Raw genomic sequence first — 17,676 nt, forward strand, 5'->3', positions numbered from 1 at the left:
AACGGTTCCTTTACCTTATAGATAAAGTATTCTGCTAAGCAAAAAACATTGATGAGCTATTTCCTGAAATATTTGCAGTGAATCACTAGTGTTGTATTAATTTAATTTTAATATTAAAAAGACTCACAATCTTCACTTATTTTATTTTGTGAAAAGAAAAAGTCCTTTATAATGGATAAGTCAGGTGGTAACCCGTCCAAATCCACTAAAAAGGACCAAACTCATGGACAAGATTACACGAAAAACTTCATTTGGACAATGGTTTTCGCCAATAAATCTTCAATTATTTGAAGAACAGGTGAAAACGATGAAATTAGATTACTATACGAAAAAATTAACGACAGAGTCATTCCTGAATCCGTGACAAAACATCTTTACAATGGTCGCAAACCGTTGATACGATAAGGGAAAACGACGTTGACGATTCTTCATCAAGTAGGTGAATGTGATGAAAGATTTCCCGATTCGGTTTGTATTGACAGATGAAGCGATTACTCCAAGTGCTGGGCTTGCTCTCGTGGGCTACTTACTGCACCAAACGAAGCTGGATAAACGAGTAAACGCCCTTCGGCTCCCAACGGTTCGTCGAGATGTGCACATTTCCCATAGCGATGTCATTCGCTCGATGATTGGCTTGCTTGCCACAGGAAAAACGGATTTCGATCATATCGAAGCGTATCGTCAGGACGATATCTTTTCGGCATCGATGGGGATTCAGCACGTGCCTTCCTCCCCAACGTTGCGACAGCGTCTCGATCAGCTCGCTTGTCTTCCGATGACCGAAGCAATCATTTGGGAGGAATCGATGCGTCTGTTGGTTCGACAACACGCTACCTTGTCCCCTTGTTGGGCGAAAGGGAAAACGACATGGCTTCCCCTTGATATAGATGCTTCCCCATTTGACAACTCCGATACGAAGAAAGAAGGAGTGAGTCGAACGTATAAAGGATTTGACGGTTTTACGCCGTTGTTTGCGTACGCAGGGAAGGAAGGGTATATCGTTCATGCCGAGCTGCGTCCAGGGAAACAACATGTACAAGACAACATGCCTTCGTTTTTAACTACCGCTATCCGTCGAGCTCGTCCGCTGACCTCGTCTCGTCTGCTTGTCCGCATGGATGCAGGAAACGATGCGGAAGCGAATGTGCACGTATGTCTAAAGGAAGACGTGGACTTTGTCATCAAGCGAAACTTACGCCGAGAATCGAAAGCGCTTTGGTTCCAGATCGCTTCGCAAAAGGGCAGACGCGTCGATGATGGACAAACAGAAGGAGTACAAACGTATGAGTTATGCCTTCCACAGACAGCAGCAATCGATGGACACACGTATACGTACGTTCAAGTCACCCAAGTGACGGAACGAACGATGGAACGAAATGGACAGCTGATGCTCGTTCCTGATTACGAAGTCGAAAGCTACTGGGTGCGCCTCGAAGGATACGAGCATGTTCGAATGAGTGATGTGCTCGCATTGTATCACGATCATGCGACATGCGAACAGTTTCATAGCGAACTGAAAAGCGACTTAGATTTAGAGCGACTTCCATCAGGGAAGATGAAAACGAATGCGCTCGTGTTAGTCATGGGAGCATTCGTGTACAACCTTCTTCGCCTGATTGGACAAGATCTATTAAGCGATCCGAGACATCCATTACATCATAAAGTGAAACGCCGCCGCATCAAGACGATCATTCAGACGGTGATCACGATGGCAGGTCGACTCGTCCGCCGATCACGACAGATCTGGATGAAACTGACGCGAAGGAGTGGCTATAGCGAGCCCCTACTGAACATTTACATAAAATGGAGAGAAGGAGCATAACGAACGATTGTTCGCAATTCTGTACTCATCCTAACCCTCTGTCCTTTTTTGTTTTTTCTTTGGTTTATATACCTAAAAAAGATATTTATTTCATTTCTGAGAGTGAAGATGACATCTGTTTTAAACATAAAAAGGGAATGGTGGATCACACATCCATAAAACCAGCAAAAAAGTCAAAGTCGATGTCAATCCATCACGGATTCAGGTCATTTCTAAAATTACTGCTTTTTGCGCAATTGGAAGAAATCGAAAGTCTCCATGCGCTAAGCGATTGCCTTTTTGATGACCAGCTTCAAAAAGGGGTCGGCCTTCATTCTATCAGTATTTCACAGTTGTCACGGCGATTAAATGGTATAAACCCAGATCTATTTCAAAAGCTTTTTCTTGATTTAGTCGCAAAAATTCATGCCAAAACACAACACACAAAACGGGTCATGCCTTTAAAAATCATTGATTCAAGCACATTGCCACTTAATTTGACCAACCATAAATGGGCGAAGTTTCGCAAAACAAAGGCGGGTGTAAAGCTACATTTGCGCCTTGTGTTTATGGAAAAGGGGATATCCTATCCTGAAAAAGCTTTGATGACAACGGCAAGAGAACATGACCGTGGACAGCTTGAAATCATGGTGGATGACAAGGAATGCATGTATGTGTTTGACCGTGGCTACCTAGACTATGAGCGCTTTGATCGTATGACGGATGACGGCTACTTCTTTCTTTCCAGACTACGGAAAAACGCTGTTATACGGGAAGTTTATGATTTTAAACTACCCGAAGATACGAGTGTTTTGTCAGATCAAATGGTATTGATTGGAACAACTCAAAACCGTGCTGAAAATTACTTTCGCCTTCTAAAAGTGATGGATTCAAAAGGAAATGAACTCCATTTAATCACAAATCGTTTTGATTTAAGCGCCGAAGAAATTTCCGAGATGTACAAATCACGATGGGCTATTGAACTGTTTTTTAAATGGATCAAACAACATCTCAGCATCAAAAAATTCTATGGTCAAAGTGAATGGGCGATTCAAAATCAAGTATTTATCGCACTTATTGTTTTTTGCCTACATGTTCTGGCACAAATTGAAACAAATAGTACGCGAAAAACCTTACAAATTAGCCGTTATTTAAGGGCTGCATTGTGGAAACCAGCGCATATCTGGCTTCGAAAAATTGAAGGAAAAGCCATCCCTTAATAAGTAAATTGTCGTCGTCGCACAGGTCTAATTGTCAATAAATTTCCAAATGGATGGAGTCACCTTTAATTGGGTATTCACCTTTTTGGCCCTAAACAGGAAAAATAATAAAACTGAAAATTACGACAATATTTATGCAACACTAGTGGCAGTGAATCTATAATTAAAAAATGATTGAAAACGCTTGATATATCAATAAAAGATGCAATATTCTTAACGTAGAAGGAAAATACGACGAGTACTTTACTGCAACGTGTAGATGATTATCATATCAATGATTTTGGGAGATTGATGATATGACAACATGTTGAGCCAGGGGTATTATCTGAACGGAGCGGGATGTAAAGAATACATGCTTCTTGATGTTCTTTGGATTAGCAACGTTTTATCTGAACATAGTGGGAGAAGCTTTTTGACGAGGTATATAGAAACCTTTAATTATTCACGTTTTGAAATTCACAAATTGTTCAAAACCTCCCGCCAGAGTTGAGCTTTTTTCCATGTAAAATAAAGATAAAGAACCGGCAAGAGGGAGGAATTTGGGATGTTCGCAATGGTGATGGGGATTGTTATTACAGTATCAATTGCATTAATTATTAGCGCAGAAGTGAGCGTAGAAGCATAATAAGAGCGGCCTCTAAAAAGGGGCCGCTTTTGTCGTTTGTGCACATCGATTAGGTGGTTTCCATGTGTGGAGTGGTACAAGGGCAAATGAGCACATTATTTCTGTTAAGTTTTGTCGTTCTCTGCCTGAATAAGAATGTTTGTTGCAGTAGAGTGTTAGTTCATTCCTATGGTCGTCTTGACCGGGTATCGGTTGACATGGCTATTACTTGTAGCAGATTTGTTGCTAATGGCAATTTTATTTTTAAAGTAGCTAATGATACTCGAGGTAATAGCAATGGACAAAATAGATAGCAAGCCTTGCCAAAACCCTATGGAATAAAACCCTAAGGACACGACAACAAAATCGAGGATGAAATTGATGATTCCAGGATTCCAATTCCGTCTTTTTTGAAGGATCAGAGCAAGAATATTAAATCCCCCAAGCGAAGCGCGATTCATAAATAATGTCGACAGTCCAAACCCGATAATAACCCCACCTGTCACAGCACCTATAGACATCGGTATGGAAAAAGAAGGGAGAATCCAATCCATTCCTACTGTCATGGCAGATAATAATGTGACAGAAAAAATCGTGGACAATGTAAAATTCCAGCCCATGTTCCTAACTGAAAGCACATAAAAAGGAATGTTAATAAGGAAAAACACGACTCCAAAAGGGAGGTTAGAAAGATAGCTCATAATTAAAGAAAGTCCCGCCGTTCCTCCGGTTAAAACATGCGAATGATGTAAAATACTCGCCCCAACACTTGTAAGAAAGCATCCTAACACGATATAAAATGATCTCTTCATACCTTTCACCTTACTGAACAATTTCAACATATGCTAATCTGTGATTATTATGATACAATCTATATTGTAAGTTTTGTATGCAAAAATAAATATTTTATGTTATATAAATTTGCATATTGAATATATTTTGTGGAAATATCCTTCATTATGAGAGGTGTGTAAAAATGGATCCAATCGATGTTAGTTTGCTTCGTTTTTTACAAGAAAATGGTCGCGTGCCTATTAGTGAACTTTCTAAACAATTATCGTTGAGCCGTCCGAGCATTACCGAACGATTGCTTCGACTCCAAGAAAGAGGAGTCATCGAAGGATTCACTGCTCGAGTATCACCAGCGGCAGTAGGAAGAGATACGCTTTTAATCATCCAAATCAGCGACCTTAAAGTACCTGTATCCGAGTTTGAAAAAATAATTGTCGAAGATTCGGATATTATTGAATGCCATCGTGTGACAGGCCACATCAGCTATTTCATTAAGGCAGCTGTACAAGGAATAGAGGGGTTGCGTTTGCTTGTAGATCGACTGATCCCTTATGGCAATGTACATACTTCAGTCGTTTTAACCTCTCCTGTTACCTTTCGCCCCATCCTGCCTAAATCAGAAACGCAGGTATAGGCTTTTATGCTTTGTCAATGAGAGGAAGCGGATGATGGGTAACGTGATTGGGATGTGTGCTGTCCTTTCCCGAATTTTATCGAAGATTGATGCAATAAAAACTAATCACTGGAAGAAGTGATCAGCTTTCGTTTTTGCATTTCGTAGAAATATTTGTTCGAACATGATACAACCACGGTAAGCAGCTACATAAGCAGGGTGGGCGGTTGGCCACTTCCCGATGGAGGGAGGTGGAAAAAATGACGACGTATGAAGCATTAAGCTTAGTTGCTCAATTTAGTTTAGTGCTAATAGGAACGCTAACAATGATTATCACGATGGTCGTGTATATAAAAAAGAAATAACCGTCCCCCTAGGCCAAAGGTGTGACGGTTATTTCAATCGCACTTAAAGGCTGGCCGCTCTTCTTGCGGCATGTAGTTGCGCTGACCGGGTGTTTGTAACACCCGGTCTTTTTTGTTTTATGCTTTTCTTAGCACCATTATACACAAAGCAAGGTGCATATTCAACGGAATTTGTGGACATAACTACCGCTTCTTCTCTTTTTCATTCCGGTAAAACTCATGAAAAATTTTCATCAATGCCCGCTTTTCGATGCGGGAGACGTAGCTTCTGGAGATGCCGAGTTCTTTGGCGATTTCGCGCTGCGTTTTTTCTTTTTGCAAATCAAGCCCAAACCGGCTAATAATCACTTCTTTTTCCCGCTCATCGAGCACTTCGATATACTTTCGCACTTGCTCGATTTCCATATTTAAATGAATTTCATCCGCCACATCTTCTCCTTCTGATTTGAGCACGTCAATCAGGCTGATTTCGTTTCCGTCGCGGTCTTGCCCGATCGGTTCATGCAGGGATACATCTTTTTTCGTTTTTTTAGCGAACGAAGATGCATCAGTATTTCGTTTTCCATACATCGGGCCGCACATAGGTGGAAAGTTTTGTTAATAGTTTTCAATCGTCTTAATAAGGCCAATCGTACTGATGAAAATTAAATCTTCCGTATCTTCTCCGGTGTTTTCAAATGTTTTGATATTGTAAGCAAAGTACAGCGTAAAATTATTTATCTATTCAGCAAGGCTTTTACTCGAAGAAAAATGTAACAGCTTTTGAAGAGGTTCTGTTATCGTTGGCTGTTGATTTTTCACCCCAAAAAACAGCTATCTTATCATAAGGTGACTGTTTTTGTACTTAGTCAACTATCAATAAAGTTCTATAGACTGTTATGCTTATTGAACAATCGAATTCCGTTACTTGAATCAGGGAATTTCTTTTTTAAGACATTTTACCTAACTGTGTTTTATATTCGTTTACCAGTTTTTCAATACTTCTTAAATTTCCTCTACCTAGTTTTCCATAATAATCTGTATGTTGCTCGACTGCTTTCAAAGCTATTCGTAATTGATCCACACCGTAATCTTTATGTATATTCTCTAAATAGTAACGAGTAGCTTCGGTATTAATCGTTCGAGTATATTTTTTGCCTTGCATCATCGAACAAAATGCTTCAATATAATGATAAGCACTGCCTTGGTGCATTCCAATTTCTCTATAGAGACTATTAGCAGCAGATGTTTTATCGATTTTTTTATGGTAGACTTCTTTTGCGTAATCATAACTTTTTTCGATCATTTCTCTGGTTATTTTCATAGATATCCCCTCCCTATTTTATGGAATCATTTCTCTCGCTTTCTAAAGTATAGCACATTTAGATGCAGTTGCGGTTTAGCAAATTTTCAGATTGACATCATATTTAAACATATACGGTTATTAATAGTTGCAACGTATTAAATATGGATTTTTTTCTTTATAAGAGTACCAAAATTAAGGTTAATTTTGATGACGGCTGGTTAAACAAAAAAATGAGTAATCACTGTGAACGATTGTTTCCTTATTTTACATAGTTGTTTTTATTCCGCTTTTCTTTTTCGTTTCGATAAAACTCAGAAACATTTTTATCAATGCTCGCTTTTCAATCAGTTAGACGTAGCTTCTTTGAAATGCCAAGTTCTTTGGCGATTTCCCGCTGCAAATCAAGGTCAAACCGTCTGATAATCACTTTTTTCATGCTCATCGAGAATGCTGATTTTGTTTACCTTCTCCTTCTAAAGCTTCTATCTCAATGATATACAAGTTTTTGTCGTCGACCTCCAATCGTGCAGAAATCCCGGGGGATCGACGACAATTTGTTTTTGAAAGAAAAAGGGAGAAAAGAGAAGGAAATAAATGAAAAACCTGAATCCGTGACAAAACATCTTTACAATGGTCGCAAACCGTTGATACGATAAGGGAAAACGACGTTAACGATTCTTCATCAAGTAGGTGAATGTGATGAAAGATTTCCCGATTCGGTTTGTATTGACAGATGAAGCGATTACTCCAAGTGCTGGGCTTGCTCTCGTGGGCTACTTACTGCACCAAACGAAGCTGGATAAACGAGTAAACGCCCTTCGGCTCCCAACGGTTCGTCGAGATGTGCACATTTCCCATAGCGATGTCATTCGCTCGATGATTGGCTTGCTTGCCACAGGAAAAACGGATTTTGATCATATCGAAGCGTATCGTCAGGACGATATCTTTTCGACATCAATGGGCATTCGGCACGTACCTTCCTCCCCAACGTTGCGACAGCGTCTCGATCAGCTCGCTTGTCTTCCGATGATCGAAACCATCATTTGGGAGGAATCGATGCGTCTGTTGGTTCGACAACACGCTACCTTGTCCCCTTGTTGGGCGAAAGGGAAAACGACATGGCTTCCCCTTGATATAGATGCTTCCCCATTTGACAACTCCGATACGAAGAAAGAAGGAGTGAGTCGAACGTATAAAGGATTTGACGGTTTTACGCCGTTGTTTGCGTACGCAGGGAAGGAAGGGTATATCGTTCATGCCGAGCTGCGTCCAGGGAAACAACATGTACAAGACAACATGCCTTCGTTTTTAACTACCGCCATCCGTCGAGCTCGTCCGCTGACCTCGTCTCGTCTGCTTGTCCGCATGGATGCAGGAAACGATGCGGAAGCGAATGTGCACGTATGTCTAAAGGAAGACGTGGACTTTGTCATCAAGCGAAACTTACGCCGAGAATCGAAAGCGCTTTGGTTCCAGATCGCTTCGCAAAAGGGCAGACGCATCGATGATGGACAAACCGAAGGAGTACAAACGTATGAGTTATGCCTTCCACAGACCGCAGCAATCGATGGACACACGTATACGTACGTTCAAGTCACCCAAGTGACGGAACGAACGATGGAACGAAATGGACAGCTGATGCTCGTTCCTAATTACGAAGTCGAAAGCTACTGGGTGCGCCTCGAAGGATACGAGCATGTTCGAATGAGTGATGTGCTCGCATTGTATCATGATCATGCGACATGCGAACAGTTTCATAGCGAACTGAAAAGCGACTTAGATTTAGAGCGACTTCCATCAGGGAAGATGAAAACGAATGCGCTCGTGTTAGTCATGGGAGCATTCGTGTACAACCTTCTTCGCCTGATTGGACAAGATCTATTAAGCGATCCGAGACATCCATTACATCATAAAGTGAAACGCCGCCGCATCAAGACGATCATTCAGACGGTGATCACGATGGCAGGTCGACTCGTCCGCCGATCACGACAGATCTGGATGAAACTGACGCGAAGGAGTGGCTATAGCGAGCCCCTTCTGAACATTTACATAAAATGGAGAGAAGGAGCATAACGAACGATTGTTCGCAATTCTGTACTCATCCTAACCCTCTGTCCTTTTTTGTTTTTTCTTTGGTTTATATACCTAAAAAAGATATTTATTTCATTTCTGAGAGTGAAGATGACATCTGTTTTAAACATAAAAAGGGAATGGTGGATCACGCATCCATAAAACCAGCAAAAAAGTCAAAGTCGATGTCAATCCATCACGGATTCAGGTAGTAAGTTTGGGAGGGGGACAATTCATGGAGTTTTTTAAAAATATTAAGTGGTTTTTTGAAGAAATGCATGAGGCAAATAAAGAATTTGTGTCTGGTGTAAGACAAGACGTGAAGGAATTTAGAACAGACATGAAAGATATTGTAAAAGAACATAATCCTACTATGGGTAAAGCGATTGAAGGAGCAGACAGACTTTCTCAAGCTATTGGTAACGTTATAAAGTCCAATCCTATTATCTTCGAACCAAAAAATACAATAGTGCCCGATATGAAATCTATACTTCGAGAATCAAAAGAATGGAAAGAATTAAAAAGAGATTCTGAGTTAGAGTTGGCTGACCACTTAATAGCTAAACGAATAGGTAAACGAATAGGTTATACTCATCACGGTCTGTATATTGGTAACAATCAGGTAATCCATTATTCAGAAGGTGAAGTAAGGATAGATAGCTTAGAAGATTTTAAAAAAGATTGTGAAATGGGAGTTGTTGATAGCGTGGCTACCTACTCTAAAGAAGAGATTATCAGTAGAGCATATTCTAGGTTAGGTGAAAAAAGATATAATTTGGTTTTTAATAATTGTGAACATTTTGTAAACTGGTGCAGAAGTGGTGGTAAGATGACGGACAGTATATAAGGAATTTTTTGTTCAAAATAGAGCTTGGATGATACTGCATAATAAGATTAGGTGAAAGCCATTCTTTCGGGGATGGCTTTTATTTTATGTTTTAGGGGAGTTGGAAGAATCGATCAATAAAGCAAAATTAGATTTAGAATCCAAGAAGGTAGAACTGTCTGAAATGGAGGAATTGCAGAGATACATTCCTGTGTGGAGAGAAGTATTTGAAAAGGCATCAGTGGAAAAAAAGAAGATGATGTTAAGTACAGTAATTGACAAAATCGTTGTTTTTAGAGACAGGGTAGAAATCACTTTTAAAATCTCTTTGAACCGATTTTTAGTAAATGAGGGCAGTCATTCTAACAATGACGCCTTGGCAATGGATTATGGGCGTGTTTCGGAAAATGTTGAAAACAAAAGAAGGAAATTGGAACAAAAAGGCGATTGTGACTTCTGTCCTTATTCTTGCGTTATTTATAGGAAGTATGCAGTGGCTAGCAACCAATGTAAAGCCTAATGAGGCGTTTAAGCCGAAGTTTGAGCAAAAGGTAGCACAAGCGAGCGAAACATTTCCACCACCTGAAAAGTTTCGTGAAGGAGAGTTTCCATATAAAGAACGGCATGGAAACAGCCATCCGTTGTTTGTTATTTTGGGACACTTCACATTTTGGGCGGTTGTGATTGTTCCAGTTTACTACATCGAAAAACGAATGCGTCATAAACGACAAGTTCGTGTATAAAACAGGTGTCCTGGGTTGGCAGGACACCTGTTTTATTATGATTCTTTTTTCCCTTTCTCGTGTTTATAACATTCGTGATATAGCTTCATTAACGCCCGTTTTTCAATGCGTGAAACGTAGCTGCGGGAGATGCCGAGTTCTTTTGCGATTTCGCGCTGGGTGCGTTCCGGTTGCATGTTTAGACCGAAGCGGCTAATAATCACTTGGCGTTCGCGATCGTCAAGTACATGTAAGTGTTGGGCGATGTTTTCGAGCTCATTACTTTTTTCGATCATATCGATAATATCTTCATCTTCCGATTTTAATACATCCAATAAACTAATTTCGTTTCCATCGCGATCTTGCCCGATCGGGTCATGTAATGAAACGTCTTTTCTCGTCTTTTTTAGCGAACGAAGATGCATCAAAATCTCATTCTCGATACAACGGGCAGCATACGTGGCAAGCTTTGTTCCTTTTCCGGTTGAGTAGCTTTCGATCGCTTTAATTAACCCGATCGTGCCAATTGAAATTAAATCTTCTGGATCTTCTCCTGTGTTTTCAAACTTTTTCACGATGTGAGCGACGAGACGTAAATTATGTTCGATCAGCTTATTTCGAGCATGTTCATCTCCTTCCGCCATCTGTTTCAAATACATCGCTTCCTCTTTTGCATCAAGCGGTTGTGGAAAGGCATTATTTTTTACATAAGAAACTAAAAAGACGAGCTCTTTTACAAACAAAGCAAGCGCAGAAAAAATCGTGCCCATGTTCGTTCACCTCACAGGTGGTCATTTGTTGCTTATGTATGTATATGCATTAGAAAACTTGTTCGTGTTTGGACACTTTATTTTCTTTTTCCTTCTTTGTTTAATGAAGAAAATGATATATAATCGTGAAATATAAAAACATGATGTGAAGGAAGGATGAGTCGTGCAAAAAGGAATGACAAAACCGTTAAAACTCAACCCACCGCAGTTGTTAGCAATTATGTTTCTTTTTCTCGTTGTTGTCGGTGGGGTGTTATTAAAGTTGCCGATTGCAACAGAGAAGGACATTAGCTGGCTTGATGCGTTCTTTTTATCGACATCTGCCGCAACGGTAACCGGATTAGCACCGATTGATCCAGGATCTACATTTACCTTATTTGGAGAAATTGTTTTAATGGTGCTCATTCAAGTTGGTGGGCTTGGGATTATGACGTTTGCGGTGCTCGTCGTCATTGTGCTTGGAAAAAAAATCGGAATGAAGCAACGCATGTTGATGCAAGAAGCGTTAAATCAGCCATCGCTTGGCGGTGTCATTCGTTTGGCGCGCAATTTACTGTTATTTTCTTTGTTTATGGAATGTATTGGAGTGATTTTGCTAGCTATTGATTGGGTACCGAAAATGGGATGGGCGAAAGGGCTATATTACAGCCTTTTTCATACGATCGCCGCGTTCAATAACGCTGGATTTGCGTTATGGCCTGACAATTTATCACGCTTTGTCGGCAATCCCATTGTCAACGTGACGATCACTTTATTAATCATCGTTGGGGGACTCGGTTTTACAGTCGTATTTGATGTATTGTACCAACGCCGTTGGAGAAAGTTATCCCTCCATACGAAGCTGATGTTAGTGATGACGCTTATTGTAAACGTTCTAGCGATTGTTGCGATCTTTTTATTTGAACATAATAACCCGAAAACGCTCGGTTCGCTTTCGTTTCGCGAACAACTATGGGCAGCGTACTTTCAAGGCATTACACCAAGAACGGCAGGATTTAATACGATTGATATTGGCTCACTAGAACAACCGACAGCGATGCTTATGATTTTCCTTATGTTTGTTGGGGCAGGAAGTACATCGACAGGTGGAGGAATTAAACTGACGACATTTGCGGTGATCGTTTTTGCGGTGGTGAGCTTTTTAAAAGGGAAAGAAGAAACGGTCATTTGGCAGCGTACTATTCGTCATACAATCATTTTGCGTGCGTTAGCGATTGCATCGATGAGCATGTTGTTTATTTTCCTTGTCACGATGATTTTAACGCTTACCGAAGATGCTCCATTTTTAGTTCTTTTATTTGAAGTTGTATCTGCATTTGGGACCGTTGGGCTTTCGATGAATATGACTCCGCATTTGTCAGCAGTAGGAAAAATGCTGATCATCGGCGTCATGTTGTTTGGAAAATTAGGCCCGTTGACGCTTGTTTATTCGATTGCGAAGCCGAAAAAAACAAATATTCGTTACCCGAATGGCGATATATTGACAGGATGAACAAAAGCGAGGGAGCATCCCCTCGCTTTTATTGTGCCGGTTCTTGCGGCATAATTAAAATTTCTACCCGTCGGTTTTTCGCTCGTCCTTCAGCTGTTGCGTTAGATGCGATCGGTTTAAATTCACCGTATCCTTTTGCGCTAAATAGTTGCGGGTCTAATTTTGTATTTTCAAGCAATAGTTTCATAAAGTTAACGGCGCGCATGACGCTTAATTCCCAGTTTGAAGCAAACTTCGCATTGTTGATCGGTACGTTGTCCGTATGTCCGCTAATGACGATGTTGCGCGGTGGATTCATGACAAGCAAGTTTGATATTTTTTTGGCGACATCGCGATATTGCGGTTTAATATCGGCACTTCCTGAGTCGAACAATACGTCGTTAGCGATGGTGACAAGCAGCCCTTCTTCAGTCATGGCGACAGACAATTTACCGCTTAATTGACTCGTTTTCAGTAACTATTCACTCCGATAGTAGTATGTAAAGAAGCGCAACACAAATAGGGCATCCCCGTAATAGAAAATGCCCTAAGTGGTAGAAAGAACGCGATCAAGCGTGTCACCCGTCAACAGAAGACATAACGAATCCCACACGTTTTTTTCGTGTTTCGTCAGTGTGGAAACGATGCTTCTTGTGATACAAAAAGACTGGGCGAATGTTTCTACGCGAAACGTACCCGAAATGTTCTCTTTGACTTTAACCATGCGAAGATCGCGTTCGGCTTGGTTGTTGTCAAAGGGAACATGTACTTCACGTAAGAAACGCAACGCTTCTTCCTTTCGTTTCTGAAGCCGTCGAACAAAAGCGAGTGCTTTTTTCGGAAGAGGTGTCATCGTTTCCAATCGATGTTGTGCTCTTTCTAGGATGCGATCATACACTCGTTCCCACCGTCTCGCTTCTTCTTCGGAAAGTGCACCGTGATGGGCTTCGACGGCTTGCTTGGCGGCTAACAGAAACGTGGTCATGCGCATCGCCCACGTATGCCCTTGTTCGATGAATCCTTTTAACTCACGCAAATGGTGGGCATGACAAAGGGCATGGGTGGCATGTGTGTATTTCGGATACGTACCGAACCCATCGTGCATCATCGTCCCTTTGTATTGTGGAAGAATCCCGATCTCATCCGTTGCTTTCTTTCCACGAGAAGCGTGAGAAGCCAAGTATGTATATCTCGATGTACACGCGACATGCACCCATGCGAGTTTCCCATTGATGCGCAAACTCGTTTCATCGACATGCAGGATGTTGGATTCAAGTAAGGCGTCTTCGATGATGTCCATATTTGATTCCAGCGCTTCGCGTCCTCGTTTCACCATATTGGCAAGGGTTCCTGTACTAATCGAGTGTTGATATAACGCTTCGATTGTATCACTTAAACGCTTGTACGGGATCAATTGGATATGATGTAAATAAACAACGAGCGCAGTAAGGCGTGGACCGTATTGCACATGATTCGTGACATGGGATGGGAATTCGGCTTGTTGCACGCATCGACAATGCGGACACGATTTCACTTCACGTTCATGTTGTGTCACCTCGATCGCCACAGGAGGGACATCAAACACTTGACGGATATCGACTTTGAACGGTTTGACGTCACGCAAAGAAACCCCACATCCTTGACACGTATGCACACGGTGGACGACACGATGATGTGGATGTTCCACTTGACGGAGCGTCGTTCCTTGATGTCCTTCTTGTCCGCCTGGCTTGTTGCCAGATGGTTGACGAGAAGAACGTGTGTTGGCAAAACGGTCAGAAGATGGGGGCAAATGGCTATTGGAGCTGTTTTTTTTCGTGCGTGCTTCCAGCTCTTGAACACGGTACTTCAGTTGTTCATTTTCTTTGCGTAGCTGTTTGTTTTCTTTCAACAGTTGCTCAATGACTTGTTGTTGGTGAGTAATGAGCTGCTTTTGTTGTTGGACTTTGCTGATTAAGCTTTCAACTGTAAATACAGCTTGTTGTACCGTCAACATGCGATTCACCTCCTTGTCTATCAATATTCACATCATAGACAGGAAAAGCAAAAAATATTCAGCTCACTTTATGATGTGGCTGAATAGTTACCGTTTTCACGTATTCGTTAAATTTACTTTGAATCTTTTTTAATTCCTCGTATTCTTCTTTTGAAATTTTAACGTACGGTTTTTGATTTGGCGAGTCTTTAATGACAGAGTCCATTTCTTCCCGCTCAATAGGGCTTAAATATTGCAACGCTCCTGTACCGCCTGTAAATACGCTATTGAAGGCGCGCGCAATTTCCATAAACTTTTTCGAGTCAATTTGACTGCTCGCAAATAATACGATAAATAATGCAAGCAATAACGTCAATAAATCGGCGTACGGAATTAACCAGCTCTCATCGACATGTTCTTCATGATGATGTTTTTTATGCTTTTTCGCCATTATTTTGAGCTCCTTGCCCTAAAAGTTTTTGACGCTCGCTCATCGGCAAGTAAGAAGCTAGTTTTTGTTCGATCGCCCGCGGTGCTTGTCCTTCAATAATGGAAAGTACCCCTTCGATCATTACTTGCCGCACTTTAATTTCTTCTTTCGATTTGCGTTTTAATTTGTTCGCAAATGGATGCCAAAGGACGTATCCGGTGAAAATCCCCATAAGTGTCGCAACGAACGCCGCACTAATCGCATGACCGAGACGTTCAATATCAGACATATCTTGTAAGGCAGCGATTAACCCAACGACGGCCCCAAGTACCCCAAGTGTAGGAGCATACGTTCCTGCTTGTGTAAAAATCGTCGCATTCGCTAAATGACGTTCTTCCATCGCTTCGATTTCTTCCGTCATGACATCGCGAATAAATTCTTGTGACTGTCCGTCAATGGCTAAACTTAATCCGTTGCGCAAAAACGGATCATCAATTTCAGCCACTTTTGCTTCTAACGCTAACAATCCTTCGCGGCGAGCGATGTTCGCCCACTCAACGAAAAGTGGGATCAATTCTTCAATTTTTGGCGTTTTTGACTCTTTAAAAATAACCCCAAATAATTTCGGCACTTTCGAAATTTCTTTCGTTGGAAAGGCGATTGTCACTGCGGCCGCTGTCCCTAATAAAATGATTAAAATCGCCGCAGGGTTAATGAGCACAGCTGGGCTAACTCCTTTAAACACCATTCCGGCACCGACAGCGACAATGCCAAGAATGAGCCCGATTAAGGACGTACGGTCCATGGTATCACCTCTAGTTGTAGAATGAAAAATAAATCCAAGTTTATCATATAATTTATCCGAATGTTTGAAAAGGGAAATTTGTACGAAAAAACCCTTGAAGAGGAAACCTTCAAGGGTTAAATTTTCCTTAGCCTAAATGAGCCAACCATCAAAAGAGAAAGCGTGAAAATAATAAAAATAAAGACGTAAGGTGGGAAGTAATGAATCGTCAAGTAGCTTAGCGTCAATAAACATCCTGCTGCTGTAATCGGCAAGCCGATAAAATACCCGTTGCTTTCGGTAACATTAAATCTTGCAAGGCGAAATGCTCCACAACCGATATAAAAAATTGTAAAGAACGAACCAGGTGCGCCAAATTCGTGCAATAAACCTTGATAAAGCAATAGTGCAGGTGCCACTCCAAATGATATAATATCACTCATTGAGTCCAATTGTTTGCCTAGATCCGATTCGATATTCATCTTCCGAGCGACTGTTCCGTCAAAACGATCGGCAAGTGCAGCTAAAAAGATAAATAATACAGAGACGTTCAGCTGGCCTTTTACCGCAAATAAAATCGCGAAACCGCCTAAGCTTAAGTTTGTTAACGTCAATACGTTTGCCGTATGCGCTTTAAGTTTTTTAATGGTATGATCAATATAGTCGGATAAAAACATATAAGTTCACTCCTTTATTGAAATCGTGCTGACCCACTTGCCAAAAATATCACTCGGTTACTAATATTTTATTGATAATAAGCAAACTAGTAAAGGATATTCTTTACTTGTGGGGGGGAAATCGTTGGTTAAATGGTTATATCAACTATTTATTGAATTGACAAATCATGCATGGACATCGAAATGTCTCGCTTCGTTCACACGATCGAAATGGAGTCGGTTATTCATTTCATCTTATGCGAAAGTATACAAAATTAATAAAGAAGAAATGGAAAAAAAGCTGCATGAATATGAAACGCTACAACAACTGTTCACCCGTACGCTGAAAGAAGGACTTCGCCCAATTGATGAACATCCGAATAGCGTCGTCAGCCCTGTGGACGCAGTTGTTGAAGATGTTGGCATCATTACGGATCAAAAAGAAATCATCGTCAAAGGAAAAACGTACTCTATACGTGAAATGCTTGGCGATGATCGCATCGCTGAAAAGTATTTGCACGGTACGTTTATTATTTTGTATTTAAGTCCGAGTCACTATCATCGTATTCATAGTCCAATATGTGGAGAGGTAGTGAAGCAGTGGGAGCTCGGTGGGAAGTCATACCCTGTAAACCGCCTTGGATTGAAATATGGCAAGGCTCCACTTTCTAAAAATTACAGAAGAATTACCGAACTGTGTACAAATGGTATGCATACGGCAATTGTGAAAGTCGGAGCGATGTTTGTAAATAGCATTGAGCTGACGCACGAACATGATTACGTCAAAAAAGGAGAAGAAATTGGATATTTTTCGTTCGGCTCAACGGTCGTATTGTTGTTCGAAAAAGGAGTATTCACGTTAGATGAGCAAATTGTTCCGCCGGTAGAAGTTAAAGTGGGACAACGGCTCGGGCTCCTCGGTCTAAAAGAAAAAAGCGAGTGAGAGCCCGAACTTATGATGACTGCTTTAGCTTATGGTGAAGACGACGGCAGACAATTTCTCGTTCGATCAGTTGAATAAACTCTGGGCTCAGTTGCAATTCTTTCGCTTTGTAGTATGATTCAATTAATAAGTCGTCAGGTAAACATTTCATTTTTTTCGCCTCCTTAACGTATACATGAATGAAGGTATACATATAATGGTAGGTTCATCTTCACTTTACCATAAATCGAAAATAAGAACAATCGTTCTGATTATCCACATGTGATGGTGGATAAGTTGTGGATTTATTGTTTATAAAGGTGATGGAATGTTGAAAAATGCGTGTGGATGATGTGTATAAAGTTATCCA

Annotated in this window: 17 protein-coding genes and 4 pseudogenes; 11 read left to right on the forward strand and 10 right to left on the reverse strand. The window is 40.9% G+C overall.

All coding sequences use genetic code 11. The features are described from left to right. Nucleotides 1-223: 223 nt before the first annotated feature. From NSS60_RS04565 to NSS60_RS04575, 3 genes and pseudogenes are all read left to right on the forward strand, one after another. A pseudogene (locus NSS60_RS04565) lies at nucleotides 224-355 on the forward strand (DUF4372 domain-containing protein); the annotation flags it as partial. A 93-nt stretch (nucleotides 356-448) separates the two neighbouring features. Then, entirely contained in the window at nucleotides 449-1,822 is a 1,374-nt protein-coding gene (locus NSS60_RS04570; RefSeq protein ID WP_088223330.1) for an IS1380 family transposase, read from the forward strand. Between the two features lie 137 nt (nucleotides 1,823-1,959). Then, the gene (locus NSS60_RS04575; RefSeq protein WP_445290608.1) at nucleotides 1,960-3,021 is read left to right on the forward strand and encodes an IS4 family transposase; all 1,062 of its coding nucleotides are present in this window, start codon (nucleotides 1,960-1,962) and stop codon (nucleotides 3,019-3,021) included. Between the two features lie 780 nt (nucleotides 3,022-3,801). On the opposite strand, the gene NSS60_RS04580 is transcribed toward NSS60_RS04575, so the two are convergent. Continuing rightward, the gene (locus tag NSS60_RS04580; protein ID WP_035018528.1) at nucleotides 3,802-4,437 is read right to left on the reverse strand and encodes a YitT family protein; all 636 of its coding nucleotides are present in this window, start codon (nucleotides 4,435-4,437) and stop codon (nucleotides 3,802-3,804) included. A gap of 164 nt (nucleotides 4,438-4,601) precedes the next feature. Here NSS60_RS04580 and NSS60_RS04585 point away from each other — a divergent pair, with 164 nt between their 5' ends. Beyond that, the gene (locus NSS60_RS04585; RefSeq protein ID WP_340720683.1) at nucleotides 4,602-5,051 is read left to right on the forward strand and encodes an Lrp/AsnC family transcriptional regulator; all 450 of its coding nucleotides are present in this window, start codon (nucleotides 4,602-4,604) and stop codon (nucleotides 5,049-5,051) included. 239 nt (nucleotides 5,052-5,290) lie between these two features. Continuing rightward, complete coding sequence (locus NSS60_RS04590; protein ID WP_035018529.1) at nucleotides 5,291-5,395, forward strand: putative holin-like toxin; 105 nt, start codon at nucleotides 5,291-5,293, stop codon at nucleotides 5,393-5,395. A gap of 183 nt (nucleotides 5,396-5,578) precedes the next feature. Here NSS60_RS04590 and sigK (NSS60_RS04595) read toward each other — a convergent pair. After that, nucleotides 5,579-6,115, reverse strand: a pseudogene (gene sigK, locus NSS60_RS04595) (RNA polymerase sporulation sigma factor SigK). Between the two features lie 208 nt (nucleotides 6,116-6,323). After that, nucleotides 6,324-6,698, reverse strand: a complete 375-nt coding sequence (locus NSS60_RS04600; RefSeq protein ID WP_051035046.1) for a hypothetical protein — start codon at nucleotides 6,696-6,698, stop codon at nucleotides 6,324-6,326. 681 nt (nucleotides 6,699-7,379) lie between these two features. On the opposite strand from NSS60_RS04600, the gene NSS60_RS04605 reads away from it, so the two are divergent. From NSS60_RS04605 to NSS60_RS04620, 4 genes are all read left to right on the forward strand, one after another. Continuing rightward, nucleotides 7,380-8,753 carry an IS1380 family transposase gene (locus NSS60_RS04605; protein WP_340720684.1) on the forward strand — a complete coding sequence of 458 codons (1,374 nt, stop codon included), beginning with the start codon at nucleotides 7,380-7,382 and terminating at the stop codon, nucleotides 8,751-8,753. Nucleotides 8,754-8,985: 232 nt separating this feature from the next. Further along, complete coding sequence (locus tag NSS60_RS04610; protein WP_004889411.1) at nucleotides 8,986-9,597, forward strand: lecithin retinol acyltransferase family protein; 612 nt, start codon at nucleotides 8,986-8,988, stop codon at nucleotides 9,595-9,597. 100 nt (nucleotides 9,598-9,697) lie between these two features. After that, nucleotides 9,698-10,096 carry a hypothetical protein gene (locus NSS60_RS04615; protein ID WP_230456166.1) on the forward strand — a complete coding sequence of 133 codons (399 nt, stop codon included), beginning with the start codon at nucleotides 9,698-9,700 and terminating at the stop codon, nucleotides 10,094-10,096. After that, nucleotides 10,065-10,319: a hypothetical protein gene (locus NSS60_RS04620; protein ID WP_230456167.1), complete on the forward strand. Its 255-nt coding sequence runs from the start codon at nucleotides 10,065-10,067 to the stop codon at nucleotides 10,317-10,319. Before NSS60_RS04615 ends, NSS60_RS04620 begins: the two co-directional genes overlap by 32 nt. A gap of 35 nt (nucleotides 10,320-10,354) precedes the next feature. Here the strand turns inward: NSS60_RS04620 and sigK (NSS60_RS04625) are convergent, their stop codons facing one another. Beyond that, nucleotides 10,355-11,068, reverse strand: a complete 714-nt coding sequence (sigK, locus tag NSS60_RS04625; RefSeq protein WP_004889414.1) for an RNA polymerase sporulation sigma factor SigK — start codon at nucleotides 11,066-11,068, stop codon at nucleotides 10,355-10,357. A gap of 175 nt (nucleotides 11,069-11,243) precedes the next feature. Here sigK (NSS60_RS04625) and NSS60_RS04630 point away from each other — a divergent pair, with 175 nt between their 5' ends. Next, complete coding sequence (locus NSS60_RS04630) at nucleotides 11,244-12,560, forward strand: TrkH family potassium uptake protein (RefSeq protein ID WP_340720948.1); 1,317 nt, start codon at nucleotides 11,244-11,246, stop codon at nucleotides 12,558-12,560. Nucleotides 12,561-12,588: 28 nt separating this feature from the next. Here NSS60_RS04630 and NSS60_RS04635 read toward each other — a convergent pair. The 5 genes and pseudogenes from NSS60_RS04635 to pssA form a co-directional block, all read right to left on the reverse strand. Next, nucleotides 12,589-13,014, reverse strand: a pseudogene (locus NSS60_RS04635) (OmpA family protein); the annotation flags it as partial. 72 nt (nucleotides 13,015-13,086) lie between these two features. Beyond that, complete coding sequence (gene tnpC, locus NSS60_RS04640; RefSeq protein WP_088223283.1) at nucleotides 13,087-14,535, reverse strand: IS66 family transposase; 1,449 nt, start codon at nucleotides 14,533-14,535, stop codon at nucleotides 13,087-13,089. Nucleotides 14,536-14,626: 91 nt separating this feature from the next. Then, nucleotides 14,627-14,965, reverse strand: a pseudogene (locus NSS60_RS04645) (flagellar motor protein MotB); the annotation flags it as partial. Next, nucleotides 14,949-15,749, reverse strand: a complete 801-nt coding sequence (gene motA / locus NSS60_RS04650) for a flagellar motor stator protein MotA (RefSeq protein WP_004889417.1) — start codon at nucleotides 15,747-15,749, stop codon at nucleotides 14,949-14,951. The gene motA and the pseudogene NSS60_RS04645, both read right to left, overlap by 17 nt. Nucleotides 15,750-15,865: 116 nt before the next feature. Further along, nucleotides 15,866-16,405: a CDP-diacylglycerol--serine O-phosphatidyltransferase gene (gene pssA / locus NSS60_RS04655; RefSeq protein WP_004889418.1), complete on the reverse strand. Its 540-nt coding sequence runs from the start codon at nucleotides 16,403-16,405 to the stop codon at nucleotides 15,866-15,868. Between the two features lie 124 nt (nucleotides 16,406-16,529). Between pssA and NSS60_RS04660 the strand changes: the two genes are divergently transcribed. Next, a complete protein-coding gene (locus tag NSS60_RS04660) occupies nucleotides 16,530-17,327 on the forward strand; it encodes a phosphatidylserine decarboxylase (RefSeq protein ID WP_004889420.1) in 798 nt (265 codons plus the stop codon). A gap of 10 nt (nucleotides 17,328-17,337) precedes the next feature. Here NSS60_RS04660 and NSS60_RS04665 read toward each other — a convergent pair whose 3' ends face one another. Then, nucleotides 17,338-17,478: a sporulation histidine kinase inhibitor Sda gene (locus NSS60_RS04665; RefSeq protein ID WP_035018531.1), complete on the reverse strand. Its 141-nt coding sequence runs from the start codon at nucleotides 17,476-17,478 to the stop codon at nucleotides 17,338-17,340. Nucleotides 17,479-17,676 lie beyond the last annotated feature (198 nt).

Source organism: Anoxybacillus sp. FSL W8-0382 (assembly GCF_038003845.1).
GTDB lineage: Bacteria > Bacillota > Bacilli > Bacillales > Anoxybacillaceae > Anoxybacillus > Anoxybacillus flavithermus_G.

Coding starts and splice junctions, on each gene's coding strand:
- pssA (WP_004889418.1), bottom strand. CDS start 16,405: ATGTTTTTATCCGACTATATTGATCATACCATTAAAAAACTTAAAGCG.
- NSS60_RS04630 (WP_340720948.1), top strand. CDS start 11,244: ATGACAAAACCGTTAAAACTCAACCCACCGCAGTTGTTAGCAATTATG.
- NSS60_RS04600 (WP_051035046.1), bottom strand. CDS start 6,698: ATGAAAATAACCAGAGAAATGATCGAAAAAAGTTATGATTACGCAAAA.
- NSS60_RS04605 (WP_340720684.1), top strand. CDS start 7,380: ATGAAAGATTTCCCGATTCGGTTTGTATTGACAGATGAAGCGATTACT.
- NSS60_RS04590 (WP_035018529.1), top strand. CDS start 5,291: ATGACGACGTATGAAGCATTAAGCTTAGTTGCTCAATTTAGTTTAGTG.
- NSS60_RS04610 (WP_004889411.1), top strand. CDS start 8,986: ATGGAGTTTTTTAAAAATATTAAGTGGTTTTTTGAAGAAATGCATGAG.
- NSS60_RS04580 (WP_035018528.1), bottom strand. CDS start 4,437: ATGAAGAGATCATTTTATATCGTGTTAGGATGCTTTCTTACAAGTGTT.
- NSS60_RS04585 (WP_340720683.1), top strand. CDS start 4,602: ATGGATCCAATCGATGTTAGTTTGCTTCGTTTTTTACAAGAAAATGGT.
- NSS60_RS04570 (WP_088223330.1), top strand. CDS start 449: ATGAAAGATTTCCCGATTCGGTTTGTATTGACAGATGAAGCGATTACT.
- NSS60_RS04665 (WP_035018531.1), bottom strand. CDS start 17,478: ATGAAATGTTTACCTGACGACTTATTAATTGAATCATACTACAAAGCG.
- motA (WP_004889417.1), bottom strand. CDS start 15,749: ATGGACCGTACGTCCTTAATCGGGCTCATTCTTGGCATTGTCGCTGTC.
- NSS60_RS04575 (WP_445290608.1), top strand. CDS start 1,960: ATGGTGGATCACACATCCATAAAACCAGCAAAAAAGTCAAAGTCGATG.
- NSS60_RS04620 (WP_230456167.1), top strand. CDS start 10,065: ATGCAGTGGCTAGCAACCAATGTAAAGCCTAATGAGGCGTTTAAGCCG.
- tnpC (WP_088223283.1), bottom strand. CDS start 14,535: ATGTTGACGGTACAACAAGCTGTATTTACAGTTGAAAGCTTAATCAGC.
- sigK (WP_004889414.1), bottom strand. CDS start 11,068: ATGGGCACGATTTTTTCTGCGCTTGCTTTGTTTGTAAAAGAGCTCGTC.